Annotated in this window: 17 protein-coding genes; 10 read left to right on the top strand and 7 right to left on the bottom strand. The window is 62.4% G+C overall.

Annotation, left to right across the window (positions count from 1 at the left end; translation table 11 throughout):
- The first annotated feature begins 6 nt into the window (after positions 1-6).
- On the top strand, positions 7-1,941 hold the full coding sequence (locus I41_RS22510) for an AI-2E family transporter (protein ID WP_145435186.1): 1,935 nt from the start codon (positions 7-9) through the stop codon (positions 1,939-1,941).
- Between the two features lie 145 nt (positions 1,942-2,086).
- On the opposite strand, the gene I41_RS22505 is transcribed toward I41_RS22510, so the two are convergent.
- Both I41_RS22505 and I41_RS27510 read right to left on the bottom strand, forming a co-directional pair.
- Positions 2,087-2,731 carry a hypothetical protein gene (locus tag I41_RS22505; RefSeq protein WP_145435184.1) on the bottom strand — a complete coding sequence of 215 codons (645 nt, stop codon included), beginning with the start codon at positions 2,729-2,731 and terminating at the stop codon, positions 2,087-2,089.
- A gap of 88 nt (positions 2,732-2,819) precedes the next feature.
- On the bottom strand, positions 2,820-2,963 hold the full coding sequence (locus tag I41_RS27510; protein ID WP_168207092.1) for a hypothetical protein: 144 nt from the start codon (positions 2,961-2,963) through the stop codon (positions 2,820-2,822).
- 494 nt (positions 2,964-3,457) lie between these two features.
- Here I41_RS27510 and I41_RS22500 point away from each other — a divergent pair, with 494 nt between their 5' ends.
- Together I41_RS22500 and I41_RS22490 are read left to right on the top strand one after the other, a co-directional pair.
- Positions 3,458-3,844 carry an Hpt domain-containing protein gene (locus I41_RS22500; RefSeq protein ID WP_145435182.1) on the top strand — a complete coding sequence of 129 codons (387 nt, stop codon included), beginning with the start codon at positions 3,458-3,460 and terminating at the stop codon, positions 3,842-3,844.
- Positions 3,845-4,023: 179 nt separating this feature from the next.
- A complete protein-coding gene (locus I41_RS22490) occupies positions 4,024-5,358 on the top strand; it encodes a tetratricopeptide repeat protein (protein WP_145435180.1) in 1,335 nt (444 codons plus the stop codon).
- A 64-nt stretch (positions 5,359-5,422) separates the two neighbouring features.
- Here the strand turns inward: I41_RS22490 and I41_RS22485 are convergent, their stop codons facing one another.
- Positions 5,423-6,895, bottom strand: a complete 1,473-nt coding sequence (locus I41_RS22485) for a DUF1501 domain-containing protein (protein WP_145435178.1) — start codon at positions 6,893-6,895, stop codon at positions 5,423-5,425.
- 4 nt (positions 6,896-6,899) lie between these two features.
- Positions 6,900-10,055, bottom strand: coding sequence for a PSD1 and planctomycete cytochrome C domain-containing protein (locus tag I41_RS22480; protein WP_145435176.1), 3,156 nt, complete (start codon positions 10,053-10,055; stop codon positions 6,900-6,902).
- A gap of 154 nt (positions 10,056-10,209) precedes the next feature.
- Between I41_RS22480 and I41_RS22475 the strand changes: the two genes are divergently transcribed.
- The 7 genes from I41_RS22475 to I41_RS22445 all read left to right on the top strand — a co-directional run bounded on the left by I41_RS22475 (position 10,210) and on the right by I41_RS22445 (position 17,974).
- A complete protein-coding gene (locus tag I41_RS22475) occupies positions 10,210-13,269 on the top strand; it encodes a PVC-type heme-binding CxxCH protein (protein ID WP_168207090.1) in 3,060 nt (1,019 codons plus the stop codon).
- Between the two features lie 39 nt (positions 13,270-13,308).
- Positions 13,309-14,697 carry a hypothetical protein gene (locus tag I41_RS22470; RefSeq protein WP_145435172.1) on the top strand — a complete coding sequence of 463 codons (1,389 nt, stop codon included), beginning with the start codon at positions 13,309-13,311 and terminating at the stop codon, positions 14,695-14,697.
- A 670-nt stretch (positions 14,698-15,367) separates the two neighbouring features.
- Entirely contained in the window at positions 15,368-15,574 is a 207-nt protein-coding gene (locus I41_RS22465) for a hypothetical protein (protein ID WP_145435170.1), read from the top strand.
- A 118-nt stretch (positions 15,575-15,692) separates the two neighbouring features.
- Positions 15,693-15,923, top strand: a complete 231-nt coding sequence (locus I41_RS22460) for a hypothetical protein (RefSeq protein WP_145435168.1) — start codon at positions 15,693-15,695, stop codon at positions 15,921-15,923.
- A gap of 363 nt (positions 15,924-16,286) precedes the next feature.
- Complete coding sequence (locus I41_RS22455) at positions 16,287-16,832, top strand: hypothetical protein (protein ID WP_145435166.1); 546 nt, start codon at positions 16,287-16,289, stop codon at positions 16,830-16,832.
- Positions 16,833-16,854: 22 nt separating this feature from the next.
- Positions 16,855-17,421 (top strand): hypothetical protein, encoded by a 567-nt coding sequence (locus I41_RS22450; protein WP_145435164.1) that lies wholly within the window; start codon positions 16,855-16,857, stop codon positions 17,419-17,421.
- 85 nt (positions 17,422-17,506) lie between these two features.
- Complete coding sequence (locus I41_RS22445; protein WP_145435162.1) at positions 17,507-17,974, top strand: hypothetical protein; 468 nt, start codon at positions 17,507-17,509, stop codon at positions 17,972-17,974.
- A gap of 30 nt (positions 17,975-18,004) precedes the next feature.
- On the opposite strand, the gene I41_RS22440 is transcribed toward I41_RS22445, so the two are convergent.
- Genes I41_RS22440 through I41_RS22430 form a run of 3 tightly spaced genes read right to left on the bottom strand, consistent with a single transcriptional unit; the run spans position 18,005 to position 19,070 of the window.
- A complete protein-coding gene (locus I41_RS22440; RefSeq protein WP_145435161.1) occupies positions 18,005-18,265 on the bottom strand; it encodes an acyl carrier protein in 261 nt (86 codons plus the stop codon).
- Between the two features lie 5 nt (positions 18,266-18,270).
- Complete coding sequence (locus tag I41_RS22435) at positions 18,271-18,462, bottom strand: hypothetical protein (protein WP_145435159.1); 192 nt, start codon at positions 18,460-18,462, stop codon at positions 18,271-18,273.
- Positions 18,459-19,070 (bottom strand): hypothetical protein, encoded by a 612-nt coding sequence (locus I41_RS22430; RefSeq protein ID WP_145435157.1) that lies wholly within the window; start codon positions 19,068-19,070, stop codon positions 18,459-18,461. The genes I41_RS22435 and I41_RS22430 overlap by 4 nt, the downstream gene beginning before the upstream one ends.
- Positions 19,071-19,117 lie beyond the last annotated feature (47 nt).

The following is a 19,117-nucleotide window of genomic DNA, read 5'->3' as shown; positions in this document are numbered from 1 at the left end:
TCATGCATGGCTCGAACACGTTCGACTGGTTCCGGATCGCCGCTGCTGACGCTGGCATCGATTGTCGTCGCGATCGCTGCGCTTCATCTGGCGAAAGAGATTCTCGTCCCGCTGGCGCTGGCGATCTTTTTGAGCTTCTTGCTCACGCCCCTCGCCGACCGCTTGGAAAGCTGGGGACTCGGACGCATTCCGTCGGTGATCTCGGTAGTCGCGGTCACGTTTATGATCTTGGGATTGCTCGGTTGGATCGTGACGAGCCAACTCGTCGACCTGAGCGTTCAGCTTCCGGACTGGAAAGATGAAATTATCGTCAAGATTCAAGAGCTGAAACCCGATTCGGCGGTCTTGGACAAAGTGACGCAGACGATTGACGAGGTGAGCCAAAAGGTAAGTGAAGAGGCGCCTCCCAGCGGCTCGGACGCGGACGCTACATCGCCGGCGGAGAACTCGTCCGCGGCTGGTACTTCCGCCAAGGCGACCGAAGGTACGGGGTTGCTCGATCGACTGACGCAGCAGATCAAAGCGCCTGCCAACCAGGAGCCGATGGAAGTCAGAGTCGTCGGCCTGCCGCCGTCGCCATTGGAGCAGATTCAGAATTGGCTCGGACCCATCGTCGCCCCTCTCTCGGCTGCTGGGATTGCCATCGTTCTCGTGATTTTTATTCTCCTTAGGCGCGAGGACCAGCGAAATCGCTTGCTACAGCTGTTCGGCGCCTCGAACCTGCATGCTTCGACCGAAGCTTTGACGGACGTTACTGAACGGGTCAGCAAGTATCTGCGGATGCAGTTCCTCATCAATGCCGGCTACGGCATCTGCGTGGGCGTTGGGTTAGCCACGATCGGCGTGCCGAGCGCGATCACTTGGGGCGTGTTGAGTTTCTCGCTGCGATTCCTGCCCTACATCGGGCCATGGCTTTCGGCGGTCATGCCGCTGACCGTGTCGCTCGCGACGTCGACAGGTTGGACGGAGCCGATGTTCGTGGCGGGACTGTTCATTGTGCTCGAACTGCTGGTCAACAATGTGGCGGAGCCAATGTTGTATGGCCGCAGCACGGGCGTCTCGGGCGTCGGCGTGATCATCGCGGCCATTTTTTGGACGTGGGTCTGGGGGCCGATCGGGCTGGTGCTGGCGATGCCGTTGACGGTGTGCGTCGTCGTTATGTCGAAGTACATCCCCGGATTGCAGTTTTTGTCGATCTTGCTTGGCGATCAATCGGCGCTGTCGGCGCCCGAGCGAATTTACCAGCGTCTGTTGGCGGGAGACTGCGAAGAGGCCGTCGAACAAGCTGCCGAAATGGTGACGACGGGCTCGCTGGTTGAATCCTATGACCAGGGGGTCATCCCGGCGTTGATGATGGCGGAGAATGACCGCCATGGCGGCCGCCTGCACGACGAACAAACAATCGTCGTCTATGAAACCGCGCGGGATCTGGTCGATGACCTGGACGAACTTGCCGCGGCGCGCGATGCCGCCGTAGTCCGCGATGGAGCTGTGACGGCCGACAAGGCCGAGAATGAGGTCGCGTCCGACCGCGAACCGTTGCGGGTGTTATGCATTCCGCTCCGTGACGAGGCCGATGATATTGGCGCGGCCATGCTTAGCAAATTACTGTCTCGCGAACGGGTGACCGTTGAGCTTGGCGCCGTCACGGCGCTGACCAGCGAATTGGTTGATTCGGTCGACGCCCTGCATGTCGATGTGGTCGTCCTGTCGATCGTCCCGCCACTCCCGCCCCGAAGCAGTCGGCTGCTCTGCCGGCGGCTCCACGACCGTTACCCGCAGCTTCCCGTGGTGATTGGCTTTTGGGGGGCTGGCAAAGCTGAGGATATCCGCCGCCGGTTGGCCGACGACCAGTCGGAGGTGGTGACGACGCTCGCCGCTGCGGTGGATCGGGTGAAAGCGATCGCCGCGCGACCTCAGCTGGCGGGTAAAGCAAGCTAACGACAACGGACCTACGCAGGCGACGTAGGTCTCGACTATTGCAGGCAGACCAGTAGGCTCTCGTCGAACAGCTGAGCGCAATGAAAAGGGCGCCGACGACCTGCCGGTCGCCGACGCCCTCAACACTCGCTGCTTCGCTTGACGACTATTGATTGGTCTGCAGCAGTTCTTGCAAGGTGCTGATTTCCTGCTGCACCGTTCGTTGATGATCTTGCCACTTTATCAACTCTTCGCCGCGCAGGTCATCGACCGCGTCCTTTACTCGGTCGCGCTGCGACTTAAGTGCGTCGATCTGCTTCTGCAAGGCTTCCGCGTCGGCGCCTTCGACATTGTCATGCCGCTCTTCAAGCTGGGCAATGCGCTCGTCGGCCACAGTAAGTTGTTGGTCGGCTTGCTGCGCGAAACCATCGCGGGCCTGAGTCGTCTGATACTCGACTTCGGTCTTCTTCAGATCGGCGGCGGCCGCATCGACGTCCTTTTGCTCGTCTCGAACCTCTGCTGTGGCATCCGCTTGGGCCTCGGCGATCTCTTCGTTCGCGTCTGCCGCAGCTGCGGCGGCATCGCCGTCAGTCACCGGCTTCATCGCTTCATGCCGCGTCTCGTCGGCGTCGTGTTGAGCGTCGGCGACCTTATCAGCGGCGTCACGTTCAGCCTCAGCGACATCCTGCTGCTCCTCGCGCAGGTTTTCGCGGGCGTCGGCCACGTCGTTGCGGCTGGTCGATTCCTGACAGCCAGCACACACCAATGCGAGCCCGGCTGCCAGAAGATGGGTGGAAAACTTTAGTCTCATCGGTCCGTTCCTTGTAGTAGAAGTAAAAGTTCAACTGTCGCTTGAGGGTCGTTTCGTTGTGTCAGACGCAAGTAGCACGCTTAATTCGCTAGAAATCACAACCGCGGAAAAATAGCGCGAGGATGATGATGGGAAGGGGTAAACCGAGCAGCCAGGCAAAAATGCCGTACTTGATCTTGCCGCTACGGCTCAACGGGCTGCTGCCCTGACCTCTCGAATGAAGCCGTGACATGTAATCTCTCCTGTCTGATTGCTTAAATAGGTGGGACGTTGCGGATGGATGCGCCGCTCGTGGACGAGCGAACTAACCGCCCGCGGCGTGATCGCGTCGCTGCAACCTCGTACGCAAGTGATGTGCCAAGCACGGATAAGCCCAGTTTTTACGGCTGGCCAGCGTCCCAGCGACCGCGTTTGGTTGCGCCGTAGTCAGCCGAGCGGCTGTCGCGCGTCCATAGGACCGCGCGGTCCGATCGCTCAGTCGCTCTAGCGTTTGGAGCGGCTTTAATGGTCTAGCGAGCCTCCGTCTGCGACGATTCCCTCGCGCGATGACGAGATACCTCTGGGGCTCTTCCCTAGCGAACTTCCTGGTTGTTCCGAGATTGCACCTATCGCACTCGGGGACCCTGGCGGAACTGAGTGCACGGAACGCTGTTTGCTACCCCGTTATGCGACGGGACTTAGACACCCGATGGGGCCGCAAGGCCACAGCAATGTAGGACCGAGATCATGAGGACTACAACCGCCCTCCACGGCGACAGCGAATCGCCTCACACGCCGATAGATGTACCCGATGCACTGAGCCGGCTGGGGGACGATCGCGAATTGCTCAGCGCCATTATCGAGATTTATCTCGAAGATTCGCCGGCACTGCTGGATAAGATCCGGCGGGCAGTGATGGGAAACGACCCTCACTCGCTGCAGCGCGCCGCGCATAACTTAAAGGGATTGGCGGTCACGCTGAGCGCGGGCGACGTCGCTGCAGCCGCGAGCCGGCTGGAGCACATGGGATCGTCAAGCAGTCTCAGTGACGCCGTGCCGGTCGTGACCGAACTGGAATCACATCTGAACGATCTCAAGTCGGCCGTGCAACGCTACGTGAAGAACCCGCGCTAATCCGCGCTGAACCTTACAGTCGTCAAAGTCTACCGGCGACGGCGCCGTATGCAGCAGTTGTAGGGAAGTTTTGGCGATCGCCCCTGGCGGGAGAATTCGTTGAGAAGATAAAAGGTATATTGAAGCGACTTTCCTTCTCGTCACTTCTCTACTCCATGGCCTCTTGAAGGCGCTCGTCCATGTTCAGTTCGCGATCTACCCGCGGAGCTTGTTTCGGCTCGGCGGCGGTTATCTGTGTTGGCTTGGTTGGTTGCTCAGGCGCGGTCGGCGACGGCGACGTCGCTCCACAAACCACGACGCAGCCGACTGACGAAACGACGCCTACGTCGCCGGTCGCGGTCGCCCTGAACCCCGTGGCGGAACCGACCGAGGCTGGCGGCAAACTGCTCGCAGCGGGCGACTACGAGCAAGCGGTGGAGCAGTTTACCCGTGCCATCAAGGCCGCTGGCGCCAGTGCTCAGCCGGTCGTCGTCGACACGGCCGCCGCGTCCCTTTATCGCAATCGCGGCGTGGCTTACCTGCGGATGGGCTTCCCCGATACAGCGAAAGAGGACTTCACCGCCTCGATCGCGATCGCGCCCGCCGACCCCGCGACCTACGAACAACGAGCCATTGCCTACATGCAGCTGGGCGACCTGTTCAACGCGATTCGCGATTCCACCCAGGCGATTCGTCTCAATCCGCGCAATGCGGCTGCCTACCACACGCGAGGTCTGGTTTACCTGCGCCGCGAACAGTTTGACCGCAGCGTCGCCGACTTGGAGCAAGCGCTCGCTGAAGACCCGGCGCTGACGGCGGTCGCGACGCCCAAACTTGGCGAGGCCTATTATCGCTGGAGCGAACAACTCGCCGACGACGGCGACGAGGCGGGCGCCGCCGAGAAGTTAGCACGGGCCGAGTTGCTCGTTCCCGAGTACGTGCTCGCGCAGCAGAAGATTGCCGAGCCGGAAGAGGTGGAGGTCGCCGTTCTGGAACAAACCGTAGCGAAACCGGTCATCACGGAGGCCGTGGAACACTTCAATCGCGGCGTTGAGTTGCAGATCCGCGGCGAGAACGATCAGGCAATCATCGAATTTACCGAGTCCATCACGCTCGACCGCGAACAGGCAGCGCCGTATCTCCGCCGCGGCGAGACGTTGCTGGCGATGGGGTTCCCCGATACGGCTCTGGAGGATTTCCAGACGGCCGAGGATCGTGGCAGCCCGAGCGCTGAGATCCACCGACTGAAGGCTCGGACTTATCTCGCGCTCGAAAGCCCGCATCGCGCCGCGATGTCGGCGACGGATGCGCTGCACGACAATCCCGGCGACGCCTCGATGTACGCTTTGCGCGGCGAGGCGTACCTGCAGATGGAGAACTGGGATCGGGCCATCGTCGATCTGGAGGAGGCGATTCGCCGCGATCCCGGCCTGAAGGATGCGGTGACGCCGTCGCTTACCGCGGCGCGGAAGGGGCGCTCAGAAGCTCAAGCGAAGCGGATGCAAACGGCTTACTCGGTGACGATGCCTGAGTAGGTTAGCGACGCAGCTCCACGCCGTTCGCGACGTTGCGAGCAATGCACTCGCAGGCGCTGATCAATCACGGCTGCGCCAAGATGCCTTGCACAACATGCGCTTCTTCGACGCCGGTCAGCTTGGCGTCGAGCCCGCGGAACTTATAGGTGAATCGTGCGTGGTCGATGCCCAAGCAGTGGAGGATCGTCGCGTGGAGGTCCCGCAGGTGAACTGGATTCTCAACGATGTTGTAGCAGAAGTCGTCGGTCCGGCCGTATTCCATGCCGGGTTTCACGCCGTCGCCTGCCAGCCAAACCGTAAAGCAGCGTCCGTGGTGATCGCGCCCCATCCCGGGATCGCCTAAGGCGCCCTGGCTAAAGACCGTCCGGCCGAATTCCGTCGCGAAGACCACCAACGTATCTTCGAGCAGCCCGCGTTGCCGCAGGTCCTTGATCAGCGCGGCCGTCGGTTGATCGACGTCCTTGCACTGGTTGGGGAGTTGTTTGGCGATCGCGATATGCTGGTCCCAGCCGCGATGGAACAGTTGGACGAAGCGAACGTCGCGCTCCAACAATCGCCGGGCGAGCAGGCAGTTGGCGGCATAGCTGCCGGCCTTCGCCACTTCCGGACCGTACGAGGCCAGCGTCGCCGGGGATTCGTCGCTGGTGTCCGTCAGCTCGGGGACGGAGGTTTGCATGCGGAACGCCATCTCATAGGCATTGATACGAGAAAGCGTTTCCGGATCGCCGAGTTCGCGAGCTCGCAGGTGATTTAGTTGAGCGAGATCGTCGAGCATATCCCGGCGCTGCTCGCGAGTCGTGCCGGGCGGGTCCTGCAGGTAAAGCACCGGGTTGGCGCCGGGCCGCAGGCCGACACCTTGATGCGACGAGGGCAGGAAGCCGCTCCCCCAGAGTCGCGAGAAGATCGGCTGTCCCGGATTCTTCCCCGACCCTTGCGAGACCATGGCAATGAAGGTCGGCAAATTGTCGTTCGCACTGCCGAGGCCATAGCTGACCCAGGCCCCCATGCTGGCGTACCCCGGCTGCTGGTTGCCGGTATTCATGTAGGTAATCGCCGGGTCGTGGTTGATCGCTTCGGTATGCATCGACTTGATGATGCAAAGTTCGTCCGCGATGGTTTGCATGTGCGGCAACAGATCGCTCATCCACGTCCCTTGCGCGCCGCAGCGGCGACCAGGCCACAGGGGCGCAACGACAGGGAACGCGGCCTGACCAGACGTCATCCCCGTGAGGCGCTGATCGCCCTTCACCGAGGCGGGCATCTCGCGGCCATGAAACTGTGCGAGCGTCGATTTGTAATCGAACAGATCGACGTGCGAGAATCCTTCCGACTGAAACAGGCAAAGAACGCGTTTGGCCTTGGGCGCAAAGTGGGGCAGCCCAAGCGATCCACTCGCCATGCCATGGGTCGCCGCAGCGAGCTGGCGGGACTGTGCCGCCAACAACGATCCGAGAGCAGCGCCTCCCAGCGTCCCGGCAGCGCCGCTGAGGAAAGTACGCCGCGTCAGCTGGCGTGCGAAATCTTCGGTGGGATGCATTGGGTTAGTTCCGGGTGACCGCTTCGCTGAGATTCATCATCATGGCCGCTACCTGCGACCAGGCGGCATGCTCCACGGGCGCCAGCTGCTCGTTGCGTTCTGATTCGCCCGTGGCCAAATACGCCTGCGCCGCGGAGTGAACGGATGCGTATCGATGCCGCTCGCGGCCCAGCGCAGCGGCCAAGATCACGAGTTCCTCGTCCGTCGGCGGCCGCGACGTACACTCCTCGAAGCCCCAACGCAGCCGCAGCGCGTCGTTATCGCCGGCTTTGATCATTCGTTCAGCGAGCGCGCGACTCGCCTCGACGAACTGCACGTCGTTCAGCAGCACGAGGGCTTGCAAGGGGGTCGTCGTCGACGCCCGCTGCACTGTGCAGGTCTCGCGATTCGGCGCATCGAAGGCCACCATGTTCGGCGGCGGAACGGTGCGTTTCCAGTACGTGTAGAGCGACCGGCGGTACAACTTTTCGCCGTGGTCCTGCATAAAGGCTTGCGAAGTCGCCGGCGAACTGCCGTAGTGGCTAATCTCTCGCCACAGATCGCCGGGAGTGTACGGATTGACGCTAGGCCCGCCGAGGCGATCAACGAGCAGTCCGCTTGATTTGAGCACCGCGTCGCGAATGAACTCGGCCGGCAAACGGAATCGCGGGCCGCGCGCCAGCAGGCGATTGCTCGGGTCGCGTTCCAACAGCTCGTCGTTCGCCGCCGACGTTTGGCGATAAGTCGCCGACGTGACGATTTTGCGGAGCAGTGATTTGACGTTCCACCCGCTTTCGACGAAATCGACCGCGAGCCAGTCAAGCAGCTCCGGGTGGCTGGGCCACTCGCCTTGCGCGCCAAAGTCGGCGGTCGTTTTCAGAATCCCCGCGCCGAAGAGCATCTGCCAGCACCGATTGACGGCGACCCGCGACGTGAGCGGATGATTCGGCGCGACGATCCACTGCGCAAGTCCGAGCCGATTTGCCGGCGCGTCGGCAGGGAGCGGCGGCAACGCCGCTGGGGCGCCGGGCGAAATCTTATCGGTCGGCGCCGCATAGTTGCCACGCTCAAGAATGAAGGTTTCGCGCGGCTGCTCCGCCTCGTCCATGACCATCGTGGGGAACTTTTCGGTCAGCACGCGCAGACGCTCCTCCAGATTGGCGAGTGCGACGCGCCGTCGTTCCGTGGCTGGCGCGTGGTCTGCAAAATAGTGGGTGAGCGCCTGACGTTCATAGTCGGCCCGCTCGCTGGCCGGCTTTTCGATGATTGCCATCATCTCGGCGGGTAAGTCGCTGCCGTCGTCCTCGCCGGTCACCGCCAAGAACTCGAACCGCTTTGCTACCAGCGGCGCATTCACGCCAAAATTGACCTGAGCCGTCAGGAATGGCGTCTCTTGCGCGTTGATCGGTTCGGCAAACGTGAGCGTCAGGTGAACGGGTCCGCCGTGGGAGATCTGCGGCGACCAGCCGCTCAGGCCCGTGTCGAGGACCCCTTCAGGCCGATAGTCGGCCCGCCAGGAACTGGCGGTCGCTTTGCGCACGTCGCGCAACAGATTGAGATTGACCTGATCGCCCGTCACGCTTTCAGCGCTGGCCGAAAACGATGTGACGACGAACGTTCCTTTATCAGCCGTCGCCGTAAGGTCGGGCGTCGGCAAGCTCCCGAAGCCCCAGCCGCCGCCGGGCGCGGCGGCGTCGGGGTGGAAGACGATTCGAACGCCGGTGATGGGCCGATCGGTCGAGGGCAATCGCAGGGCCACGTCGTAGGCGACCAATCCGCCGGCGCCTGAAATGATCACGAAACGGCCAGCCTCCACGTCGAAGCCCGATCCGGCGTTGGGCGTGCTGACCTTCAGAACCTCAGCCGGAAATAGCTCGAGGTCGCGACCGCGCGCGGCGAGTGCTTCTTGTTGCTCGGCAATCCACTGCTCGACCTCAGCGGGCGCGGGTTGCTGCAACTGCTCGCGAAGTTGGCTGATCTGCTCTCGCAACGCCGGCGCCTCGTTGGCGGACAGCACCGTCTTTGCTTCGAAAAAGGGGCGTGGGTTGACGCCGGCGTTACCGTCGAGGCCGACGTCGCTCAGGGTGTTGAAGTAGGCGAAGAGCTGATAGTACTCGCGCTGCGTCAGCGGATCGTACTTGTGGTCGTGGCATTGCGCGCAGCCCAACGTTAATCCGAGCACCGCCTCGCCGAACGTTTTCACGCGGTCGGCGTTGTAATTGGCGAGGTTCTCCTCGGGAATCGTGCCCCCTTCGTGCGTCACCATGTTGTTGCGTTGGAAGCCGCTGGCGATGATTTGAGCGTCGGTGCGGTTCGGCAGCAGGTCGCCCGCCAGTTGCTCTACGAGGAACTGGTCGTAGGGAATGTTCTCGTTAAAGGCGTTGATCACCCAGTCGCGCCACAGCCACATGTGCCGTCCGCCGTCGATCGAAAAGCCGTTGGTGTCGGCGTAGCGGGCCGCATCGAGCCACTCCAGCGCCATCCGCTCGCCGAAGTGGGGGCTAGCGAGGAACCGGTCGACCAATCGCTCGTAGGCGTCGGGACGATCATCCGCTACAAACGCCTCAACCTCCTCCGCGCTTGGCGGCAGCCCCGTCATATCGAAGCTTAGCCGTCGGATCAGCATCTGCCGTGACGCCTCGGTGGAGGGCTTCAAGCCCTGCGCTTCGAGCTTCGCCAGGACAAAGCGATCGATCTCGTTGCGTGGCCAGGAGGCGTCAGCCACCTGGGGAGGCTCGTTCTTGATCGGCGGAATGAACGCCCAGTGCTTGGCGTACGTCGCTCCCTGGTCGATCCATTGCTTGAGAATCGATTTCTGCTCCGGAGTCAGGGCGCGGTGCGAATCGGCCGGCGGCATCACTTCCGACGGGTCATCGCTCGCGACGCGACGCCAGACCTCGCTCGCCGCAGAGTCGCCAGCGACGATGGCCGCATAACCGCCTCGATCTGCCGCGGCCGTCTCCGCCACGTCGAGCCGCAGGTCGGCCTTGCGCGAGGCTTCATCGAACCCGTGACAAGCGAAGCAGTTCTCGGACAGGATCGGTCGCACGTCGCGGTTGTATTCGACCTGCGACCCGGCTGCGCGGACCGGAACGAAACCTAGCATCAGTAGAAGCGCGATCGCCCCCGCCAATCGAGGCCAGGCGCCGGCATGCATGCAGCTGAGAAGTGGATTTGGCATAGTTCACCGATTATAGACGCGGAACCTCCAGAGCGAACCGGCCGCCCGTGCCTGACTGAGCTGGTTTGCCGCGACGCGCGGCGTGATACGAGCGAGAATCGCGCCGGGCGCCGAACGGTGGCAACGTCGATTTGCTGTGTGTATGCTGACTGGCATGGTGAATTCACTTTACGCGAAATTAGCGGCCGTTGCAGCGCTGTTGTTGGTGGTTACTGGCCGCTTCGCTTCGACATCATGGGGCGCCGACGCGACCTCGGTCGACTCGGTTGACCGCGACTACTCCGCCGACCTTCCGCGGATACCAGCGCTCTCGCCAACGGAAGCGCCCCAGTCGTTCGAAGTCGAGTTGGGATTTGCACTTGAACAGGCCGCCGTCGAGCCCGAGGTGACCGACCCGGTGGCGCTCGATTTCGACGAGCATGGCCGGTTGTTTGTCGTCGAGATGCTGGGGTATAGCGAGAATGCCAAGGAGATGCTCGGCCGCGTCCGCCTACTGGAGGACGCCGACCACGACGGACGATTCGAGCGCAGTACCATCTATGCCGACGGGCTCGGCTGGCCGACTGCCATTCTGTGCTACGACGGTGGTGTTTTCGTCGCCGCGGCGCCTGAAATCTGGTACTTCAAAGACGTCGACGGCGACGGCCAGGCCGATGTCCGCAAGGTGGCGTTCACGGGATTTGGGACGCATAACGTTCAGGGACTTCTGAATTCATTTCGCTGGGGGTTGGACAATCGCATCCACGTCGCGGTGAGTAGCTGCGGCGCCGATCTCCGTCGTGGGAATCAGCCCGATTCCGAGCCGCTGGTGCTCCGCGGCCGGAACTTCTCCTTCGATCCTCGAACGCTCGCAGCTCGAGCCGAAAGCGGCGCGAGCCAGCATGGCTACTTCATCGATCCGCTGGGTCGCGAGTTCACCTGCAACAACAGCAATCACATCCAGCAGATCGTCAGCGACGACGCCGACCTGTCGCGGAACGCCTATCTTCAGGCGCCGTCGCCGCTGCGAAGCATCGCGGTTGAAGGGCCGACCGCCGACGTGTTTCGCGTAAGTCCCGTGGAGCCCTGGCGGGAGATTCGGACACGCCTGCGTGCGAAAGGCATCGTCCCCGGCATCGTCGAAGGGGGAGGGCGACCCGCGGGGTACTTCACCAGCGCCACGGGGGTGACGATCTACACCGGCGACGCCTGGCCGGCGGAGTATCGCGGCAACGCCTTCATCGGTGACGTGGGAAGTAACCTGGTCCATCGCAAGACGCTTGCATCGCAACCCGATGACGTCGCGCTCGTCGCGCGGCGGGCGACGCCGGGGCGCGAATTCGTGGCGTCGAAAGATATCTGGTTCCGGCCGGTCCAATTCGCCAACGGGCCCGACGGCAACCTCTACATTCTCGACATGTATCGCGAAGTAATTGAGCATCCCGATAGCTTGCCGCCGGTGATCAAGAAGCATCTCGATCTCACCAGCGGTCGCGACAAGGGGCGTCTCTACCGCGTGATACGCGCCGATCGAACCGCGGAACAGCAACGCGAGCAGTTCCATCGGCGTCTGCCAGGTGACGCGACCACCGCCGAACTGGTGGCGATGCTCGCCCATCCGAATGGTTGGCATTGGACGACTGCGGCGCGATTGTTGTACCAGCGGCACGATCCGGCAGCCGCGGATGAGCTTCGCAAGCTGCTTGATGATCATAACGCGCCGATCGAAGGGCGCGTGCTCGCGCTGTACGGATTGCAGTCCGCCGGGGAACTCGATGCGCCGGCGTTGATCGAGACGTTGGCCGACGCGGCGCCTCAATTGCGCGAGCAGGCAGCTCGCCTCGCAGGCTGCTGGCTGCGGGACGCTGCCAATGCGGAGTCGAAGAGCCGCAGCGGCGTTGAGCAGGCGTTGATTTCGTTGGCGGATGATCCCGAGCTGAACGTGCGTTACCGCGCCGCGTTCGCCCTGGGCGACTGCCAAGACGCGGCGCGGATGGCGGCCTTGGCGAAAATCGTCAAACGCGACGCGGCCAATGCCGATATGCAGGTGGCCGTGTTGAGTTCGCTGTCCCATGGAGCCGAGTCGCTGCTGCACGAACTGGTCGCGGACAACGAGTACGCGGCGACGCCAGCGGGACGAGCGTTTCTGGCCGAGGTCGCGCGCCAAATTGGCGCGAGGGGCGATCAGCGCGAGTTGGCGTCGCTCGCCGCCGACGTGATGGCCGCTCGGCAGCGGAAACAACCGATTGCCAATGAGATTCTGGTCGCCGCACTGCGCGGGGCAGGGGGGCAAGCTGCGGAGGTCCGCCGACAATTGAGTTCGCGGACCGAGGCGATCGAGCCGCTGATCGGGGAACTCGTCGCTGCGGCGTTGCAGCAGGCCGTCGCCGCCGACCCCGACGTCGCCGCTCGCGTTGCCGCAATCAATCAGCTCTCGATGGGCGCGTTCGACGCCGTGGCCCCGACGCTGGGTGAGTTGATCGCGCCCGACCAGCCGCAGGAGGTGCAGTCGGCCGCGCTCGCCGCGCTGGGGCAGTTTAGCGAAGGGGAGATTTCGAAACCGATCGTCGCTGCGTGGCGGGGGATGAGCCCGGCGCTGCGGCTGCAGGGAGCCGAACTGCTGCTTTCGCGCGCGGCCACGGCCGCGGCGCTCGTGGCCGCCGTAGAGGGCGGTCAACTCACGTCGCGCGATCTCGATCCGTCGACGATCCAGCGGCTCAAGACTCACGCCGACGCCGCTGTTCGCGAGCGCGCCGCGAAGGCGTTCGCCGCTTCCGCCTCGACGCGTAGTGAAGTGCTCGCCGCCTACTCGCAGGCGCTGGAACTTGAAGGGAATCTCGATCATGGCCGCGAGCTCTTCCGCAAGCACTGCGCCGTCTGCCATCGTCGTGAAGGATATGGCACCGAGGTGGGCGCCGATTTGGCCACGGTCCTCACGCGCACGCCCGAGGCGCTCTTGGTGAACGTGCTCGACCCGAATCGCGAGGTTGATCCGAAGTTCATTCAGTACAACATCGTCACCGTCGACGGATTGACGCATAGCGGCGTCGTCTCGGCCGAAACGGCCAGCACGGTCACGCTGACTGGCGCTGAGAAAGCGACTCAAACGGTGCCGCGGGCCGACATCGACGTGATGGAGTCGACCGGATTGTCGCTGATGCCCGAGGGTTTCGAGCGCGAGATCGACCCGCAAGGCATCGCCGATTTGATTGCCTACTTGCGCAGTGAGTTGTAGTTGTCCGCGACCGACGATCGCCGAATTTAGGAGTCGACCATGAGAAATTGGCTGATGCTCTGTAGCGCTTTGACGGCGCTCGTCATCGCATCGAGCGTCGCGCTTGCTGTGGATACTGCGCCGCCGAAGTTGGCCGTCGGGACGTTCAAAGTCGACGTCACGCCGCCGATGGGGTCGCCGTTGTGCGATGCGCTGTGCCCGCCGGCCGCCGCGATCGACGATCCGCTCTGGGCGCGCGGCGTGGTGCTCGTGCCGACCGACCAGAAGCCGATCGTGCTGGTCGCCCTTGATTGGGTCGGCGTGGGCAACGACGGGCAGGATGCGTGGAAGCAAGCCCTGGCGGCTGCGGCAGGGACCACGGTCGATCGAGTCGCGGTCCATGCGCTGCATCAGCATGACGCTCCCGGGTGCGACTTCGGCGCCGACAAGTTGGCAAGCGAGTTTGGACTGGGGGGGAAGTTGTTCAACGTGGAGTTCGCCCGCGATGCGATCGCGCGGACGGCTGTCGCGGTGAAGGAGGCCGCGGCGGCAACGCAGCCGGTGACGCATGTCAGTCATGGGGCGGGAATCGTCGAGAAGGTCGCGTCGAATCGCCGCTGCCTCGGGCCTGACGGGAAAGTGAAGTGGGTTCGCTACACCGCCTGCAAGGATCCCGAAGCGATCGCGCAGCCCGAAGGGATCATCGACCCGAAGGCCCGCGCCATCGGATTCTGGAATGGCGACGAACCAATCGCGGTGCTTACGTACTACGCGACTCATCCGCAGAGTTACTACGGGCATGGTCGCGTGAGCACCGACTACCCTGGGCTCGCCCGAGCGTTGCGCGAAGAGGCGCTGCCGGGGCCGCTGCATGTGCATTTCAACGGGGCGGGGGGCAACATCGGGGCCGGCAAGTACAACGACGGATCGCCGGAGATGCGTCCCGAGCTCGCGCGGCGCGTCGCCGCGGGGATGAAGGCGGCATGGGACGCGAGCGTCAAGGCACCGATTGACGAGTCGACCGTCATTAATTGGTCGACGCGCGACGTGGCGCTGCCGCCGGGCAAGCATCTCGATGAGCCGGCGCTGGTGGCGATCATCAACGACAAAAATGCCGCCGAGCGGGAACGGCTGCAGGCGGTGCGGCATCTGGAGTTCCTCCGCGAGTGTCAGGCGGGGCGGAAGGTGACGCTCAGCCGCTTGCGCATTGGCGACGTCGATTTGCTCCATCTTCCGGGCGAGTTGTTCGTCGAGTATCAACTGGCGGCGCAGCAGCTGCGGCCGGAGTCGGCGGTCTGCGTCGCGGCCTACGGCGATTACGGCTGCGGGTACATCGGGCTGCACGACTCGTACGCCCAGGGGGGGTACGAGACGAGCGACCGGGCGTCGCGGGTGGCGCCGAGCGTCGAGGGGGTGTTGATGGGGGGGATGCAGGAACTGCTGAAATGACGAATGACGAATGGGGAAGGGGGAAGGGGGAAGGGCGGAAGCTGGGTGGGGCGGCGGTTATTTGTCGTTTGGTTGGTTTGACGACATTTTGATTTTTCGCGACAAAATTCGGCGGGCGGTAAGTTGCTGTTCTGTATCGACTTACATTGAGTTTTATGGTTCGTTCGCATTTGTGTCTGGACATAATTCGCGACGGAAATGGCGGCCGCCCGCGGCCCTGGGGGTCGTTGAACATTTGCGCTGGGCGTCGTGGCGTCTCTCAGAACCGCGCAGCACCCTGCTCGTCGGTGACTACGACGTATGAGCTGGCGGCGTCTTATTGTCAAAGAACGACTTCAACGCGGAGGACGCAGACAGCCCGGCCGAGATTCAAGGCGGTCGCCCTGGAACGTCCGCTCGGCGATCTCTGTCTCCGTGTTGTCTCTGGGTTCTCTGCGGTCAAGCCAAGTCGTGCCAGCAGCTTCAGGAAGCTGGGGTCCAGTGCCTGAAATTGCCCCGGCGCACCGACGTTTGAGCATGGCACAGTGGGTGGCTCTATTTCAACACAAAAGTTTGCAGTAACGGGGCGGGCGCCGGCGCCCGCTGACGTTGACCGGCGCGGCCAAAAAAAGTATCTAGCCAACGATTTTTCTCCGTGGTTCGTTTGCCGCTCACTGCGGGAGCTCGTGGGATGGGTCGTCGCGTCGCCGTTCTAGGTTGGTCTCTCTTCGTCGCGGTCGGCGGCTGCAAGGCGCCGGCCTCGTCGATGGGCTCCGGGTCGTTTTGGGCGTCGGAGCGAGGAGCGGAACTCAACAGTTCGCTTGATCGCACCGGCGGGCATGTGGCGAAGTTCGAGAAGCAAGCGGAGACGGAGATCAAGCGCCAGGCGGCGGAGTGATGGGGCGCCGTCTTAGGCGGCGTAGGGGGCTGCGGGATGGAAGGTTGCTTGGCGGGGCGACTGGCCGCTGAAGCGGCTCAGTCCGATGGGTGAGGCGGGTTTTGGGACGCGAGTTATGGTGGGCGATCGAATCATCGTTGGGGGGCTGCTCGCCGCGACGCTGGCGGGGTGCACCTCGGCGCGGACGATGTGGGCGACGATGACGGGCGATGCGCTGAACGGCGCCATGGAGGCGCAAGGGAGCTACGTCGATCGCGCGGAGCGCGAGTCCCGCAATGAAGGCTGGAAGGACTATTGGCGATCGAACCCGCAGGCGAATCCGCAGATGGCGGAGGCGTTTAAGGAGTGAGAGCGGAGGGGTCTGCCCCTATATGAACAGAATCGAAGAGGCTCGTTGGGGAATGGCTCTCGACCTTTCTCGCTTCAGCACTGAGATTCCGCGAGCGGAGTATATTCTATCGGTGCGCTAATGCCCGATATTTCGAGCGATCTGAGCCAACCGAACGAGAGTTTTCGATACTATTTTCCTCAATAGTACATCGACCGAAAAGAGAGGTGGGAAGAGATTCCTAAGGCCTATTGCGTTGGAGCGAAGCGGCGAACGCTGCATCATTGCGCTGAGTCGCCAACGCATGTAACTCATCGATACTACACCCATGCCGACCCGGTTTGCATTTATGGAAATGGCGAACTGACGCCATTCGTCGAAACTATGCAAACTGCCTATCCGCTGGTAAGCGAGTCACTCGCCAATAAACTGGCGGAAGCCGGTCTGCGAGGGCTGACGATAGTTCCCGCAAAAATGGACTATGCGAACACTGGCCGAACAATTCGTGATCAAGTTTATCTCTTGAGCGGTCCGGAACCGCTACCGACGGTGACGCGTCGGGTCTCGCCGAACATCGATAATCGTTGCCCGGTGTGCAGTTTTTCACCGGTTTTTTGTTCGGCGTGCGGCTTCGTTAGCAACCCTCGTCCGCAGTGTCGTAGCAAATTAATTCAATATGGCGCAGCTAACTCCACTGGACATCGGCAGTTCAAGCTAAGCGAAGTCTTTCCGCCTGAGTTGAACCGCGCGGCGGGCGCCATCGACTTGGCGCGGTGCGCTGAGGGTCTGGATTTCTCAGGTATTCTCGACTCCAGCCGGCGGGCGATGGAGTTCTTGCTGTCTGTGAACGTTTATCCGATGGAGATTCTGCCATTGCGTACGCGGTTCGAGAACGGGCGCGTGGGGTTGACCCGCGAGGACGCTGAATAATGACCAAGCGGCGAGAGAAGCGATGAGTTACCCAGTAACTTGCGAATGCGGCGAGACGTCGCAGGTGGTCGCCAGCGAGGCGGGGGCGACGTTTACTTGTCCCTGCGGACGAACGGTTCGCGTGCCGACCCTGTCGAAGCTACGGGCGACGGCGGGGAGCGCCGACGATTTTGGCAGCGTCCTGGAGCAGGTGCGTCGTCGGATCAAGTTGGGCAAGCTTCCTTGTAACGAGATTTGTCCGATCACCGGCGGACCGGCGACGGCCACGGCTTGGTTTGAGATTCTGTGCGAACGGGAATGGTCGCGTCGCACGGGCATGAATGATGGACAGGCCATCCTGTTCGCAGTCTTTGGCGGCTGGCTAGGCATCTTGTTCGCGATCATGCGTGGAGACGGAACCCGTGAGACGCTAGGGAGCGACGTGTCGCTGACAGCGCCGCTGCGACTTTCACCGAGCGGCGCTGATAAGGTAGGGTCGACGCGCTCGCAACGCTTGTTGAAACGTGCGTTCTCGATGACACCGATTTACAAGCAGCTGTTGCAGGCGTATCCACAAGCGAAAGTCGTGCGGGTGACGGTTGACGGTTAGGCCAGCGATCGTCATTGGGGTGAGCGGTTCCAATCAGATATGTCTTCTGCTTGCCGGCGGAGCGTCGTCGCGCCATGATGGCGCGATGTGGCGTTACCTGCGAATGTCGGCGGCGGTTGGCTTGATGCTTATGGCGGTTGCGCTGCTGGCGCTTTGGGCGCGGAGCTATTGGCATGGCGACGGCGCCTTTGGTCGACTTTCGATCTGGTCGTTTCGGGTCGCCTCCAGCGAGGGATCGTTGCATGGGGTCACCGGGTGGCTCACTCGATCTCTGCTTGATGGCGAGCCGCGGCTTGTCTGGCATTGGCGCACTCGCGAACTCAAGGCAGCATCGGGGCCGCCGGCGCCCAACAAGCGGAATCCGCTGTGGTTGCTGAATTTTCAGCATGCGCACGAGACTTGGTACGTGAACATTCCGCACTGGCTGCTCGCTCTGTTGGCGGGGAGCGCGGGCGTTGCGTTATGGAGGGGAACGCCGCGGTTCACGTTGCGGACGATGCTGGGGCTGACGGCGCTTGTGGCTTTGATGGCGGCGATGGCGGGGTGGTCGTGAGGGCAGTCAGTTTTTGCCAACGAACTCGAACTACACGCAACCGAGATCGGTGACGAAGTTCGCCGTCTTGGTGACCTGTTCCAGCGGAACGCCTAACTGCTCTGAGATCATGCGGCGCAGCTGTCGCCAGATGTCGTCGTCTGTGAGCAGCCTCTCAGGATGCTGCTGGCGGATGGCAGCGATTGCCGGCTCCAGCAGGTCGCTCACAAAGAGCGGAACATCGTCGTGATCGAGACGAATGTTGAACTCCTCTTCGGCTTCGAGGACGATCCACAAAAGGTCGATGCCCATGCGGGTTATTCCTTGCGGCGGATGGCGAGGATCAGCGTGATCCAGGTAGCAGAGCTGATCGCGAACAGAATAGCGCCGAGCTTGACGACTTCGGTGCGGCTACTGAGGAACAGAATGCGGCCAAGGAGCGTGCTGAGCAGGGCTGAGGCTGCTGCCGAGACGGCGAGAGCCAGGAGGATGTGGGGGAGCCTTTTCATGTTTCAGTGGGTCCTTCGGACGCCGGCTTCAAGCAGTCTGTCGGGGAGCGCTTTGTCGTTCGCCATGACGCCGGCATGGCGTAGGCGACGAAGTAGGCCGCATTGAACAGCACGATTCCTAGCGCGATATTGTCTTCCGGTTGCTGACGCGGGCCTGTGGGAAATGCGATGAGCACAATGACAATCCCAAATAGAATCACGCTGAGCGCCATATAGAGAAGCCAGAATCTATTGGGGGCTCTCAGCTTGCAAGACAGGCGCCAATTGCATTCGGCAGCCGCGATCGTGGCAATGATACTCGTCAGGTAGCCGACGGTCACAAAAAAGAACTCCCATGCCTCCGACCTGCCAACGTCGATTTGGAAAGCGATTGGCAGCATGAAGAGTAAGAACAGCGACGAGAGCGTCGTTAGCGCTCGGCTAATCGCGCATGACGTGGGGCCAAGCGGGCCGACGTTGAATCGATTCGCAACCAGAAAACTAACGAGAAACAGGTAGCCAAGCGCGATGTGGACGAAGAGGCCGAGTTGGCCCGGACTGAAGGTCGCGAACCAGACGGCGCAGAGGGCGGTCAGGGCAAGCAGTTGGCGAATGGAGAATCTTGCCATCTAGCTGCTCGCCCTGCTCCGATGTGGTAGGGCTCTGATTGTTCTCG

It is taken from the genome of Lacipirellula limnantheis, assembly GCF_007746075.1.
GTDB classification, from domain to species: domain Bacteria; phylum Planctomycetota; class Planctomycetia; order Pirellulales; family Lacipirellulaceae; genus Lacipirellula; species Lacipirellula limnantheis.
The sequence above is the reverse complement of the archived record's forward strand: the minus strand, read 5'-3'. Positions and strand labels throughout refer to the sequence as shown.

Bases quoted from the DNA above. Each gene is read 5' to 3' on its own strand.
- I41_RS22440 (WP_145435161.1), bottom strand. From the start codon at position 18,265: ATGGGCATCGACCTTTTGTGGATCGTCCTCGAAGCCGAAGAGGAGTTC.
- I41_RS22470 (WP_145435172.1), top strand. From the start codon at position 13,309: ATGAGAAATTGGCTGATGCTCTGTAGCGCTTTGACGGCGCTCGTCATC.
- I41_RS22490 (WP_145435180.1), top strand. From the start codon at position 4,024: ATGTTCAGTTCGCGATCTACCCGCGGAGCTTGTTTCGGCTCGGCGGCG.
- I41_RS22510 (WP_145435186.1), top strand. From the start codon at position 7: ATGGCTCGAACACGTTCGACTGGTTCCGGATCGCCGCTGCTGACGCTG.
- I41_RS22480 (WP_145435176.1), bottom strand. From the start codon at position 10,055: ATGCCAAATCCACTTCTCAGCTGCATGCATGCCGGCGCCTGGCCTCGA.
- I41_RS22430 (WP_145435157.1), bottom strand. From the start codon at position 19,070: ATGGCAAGATTCTCCATTCGCCAACTGCTTGCCCTGACCGCCCTCTGC.
- I41_RS22500 (WP_145435182.1), top strand. From the start codon at position 3,458: ATGAGGACTACAACCGCCCTCCACGGCGACAGCGAATCGCCTCACACG.
- I41_RS22450 (WP_145435164.1), top strand. From the start codon at position 16,855: ATGAGTTACCCAGTAACTTGCGAATGCGGCGAGACGTCGCAGGTGGTC.
- I41_RS22485 (WP_145435178.1), bottom strand. From the start codon at position 6,895: ATGCATCCCACCGAAGATTTCGCACGCCAGCTGACGCGGCGTACTTTC.
- I41_RS22455 (WP_145435166.1), top strand. From the start codon at position 16,287: ATGCAAACTGCCTATCCGCTGGTAAGCGAGTCACTCGCCAATAAACTG.
- I41_RS22475 (WP_168207090.1), top strand. From the start codon at position 10,210: ATGGTGAATTCACTTTACGCGAAATTAGCGGCCGTTGCAGCGCTGTTG.
- I41_RS22435 (WP_145435159.1), bottom strand. From the start codon at position 18,462: ATGAAAAGGCTCCCCCACATCCTCCTGGCTCTCGCCGTCTCGGCAGCA.
- I41_RS27510 (WP_168207092.1), bottom strand. From the start codon at position 2,963: ATGTCACGGCTTCATTCGAGAGGTCAGGGCAGCAGCCCGTTGAGCCGT.
- I41_RS22465 (WP_145435170.1), top strand. From the start codon at position 15,368: ATGGGTCGTCGCGTCGCCGTTCTAGGTTGGTCTCTCTTCGTCGCGGTC.
- I41_RS22505 (WP_145435184.1), bottom strand. From the start codon at position 2,731: ATGAGACTAAAGTTTTCCACCCATCTTCTGGCAGCCGGGCTCGCATTG.
- I41_RS22445 (WP_145435162.1), top strand. From the start codon at position 17,507: ATGTGGCGTTACCTGCGAATGTCGGCGGCGGTTGGCTTGATGCTTATG.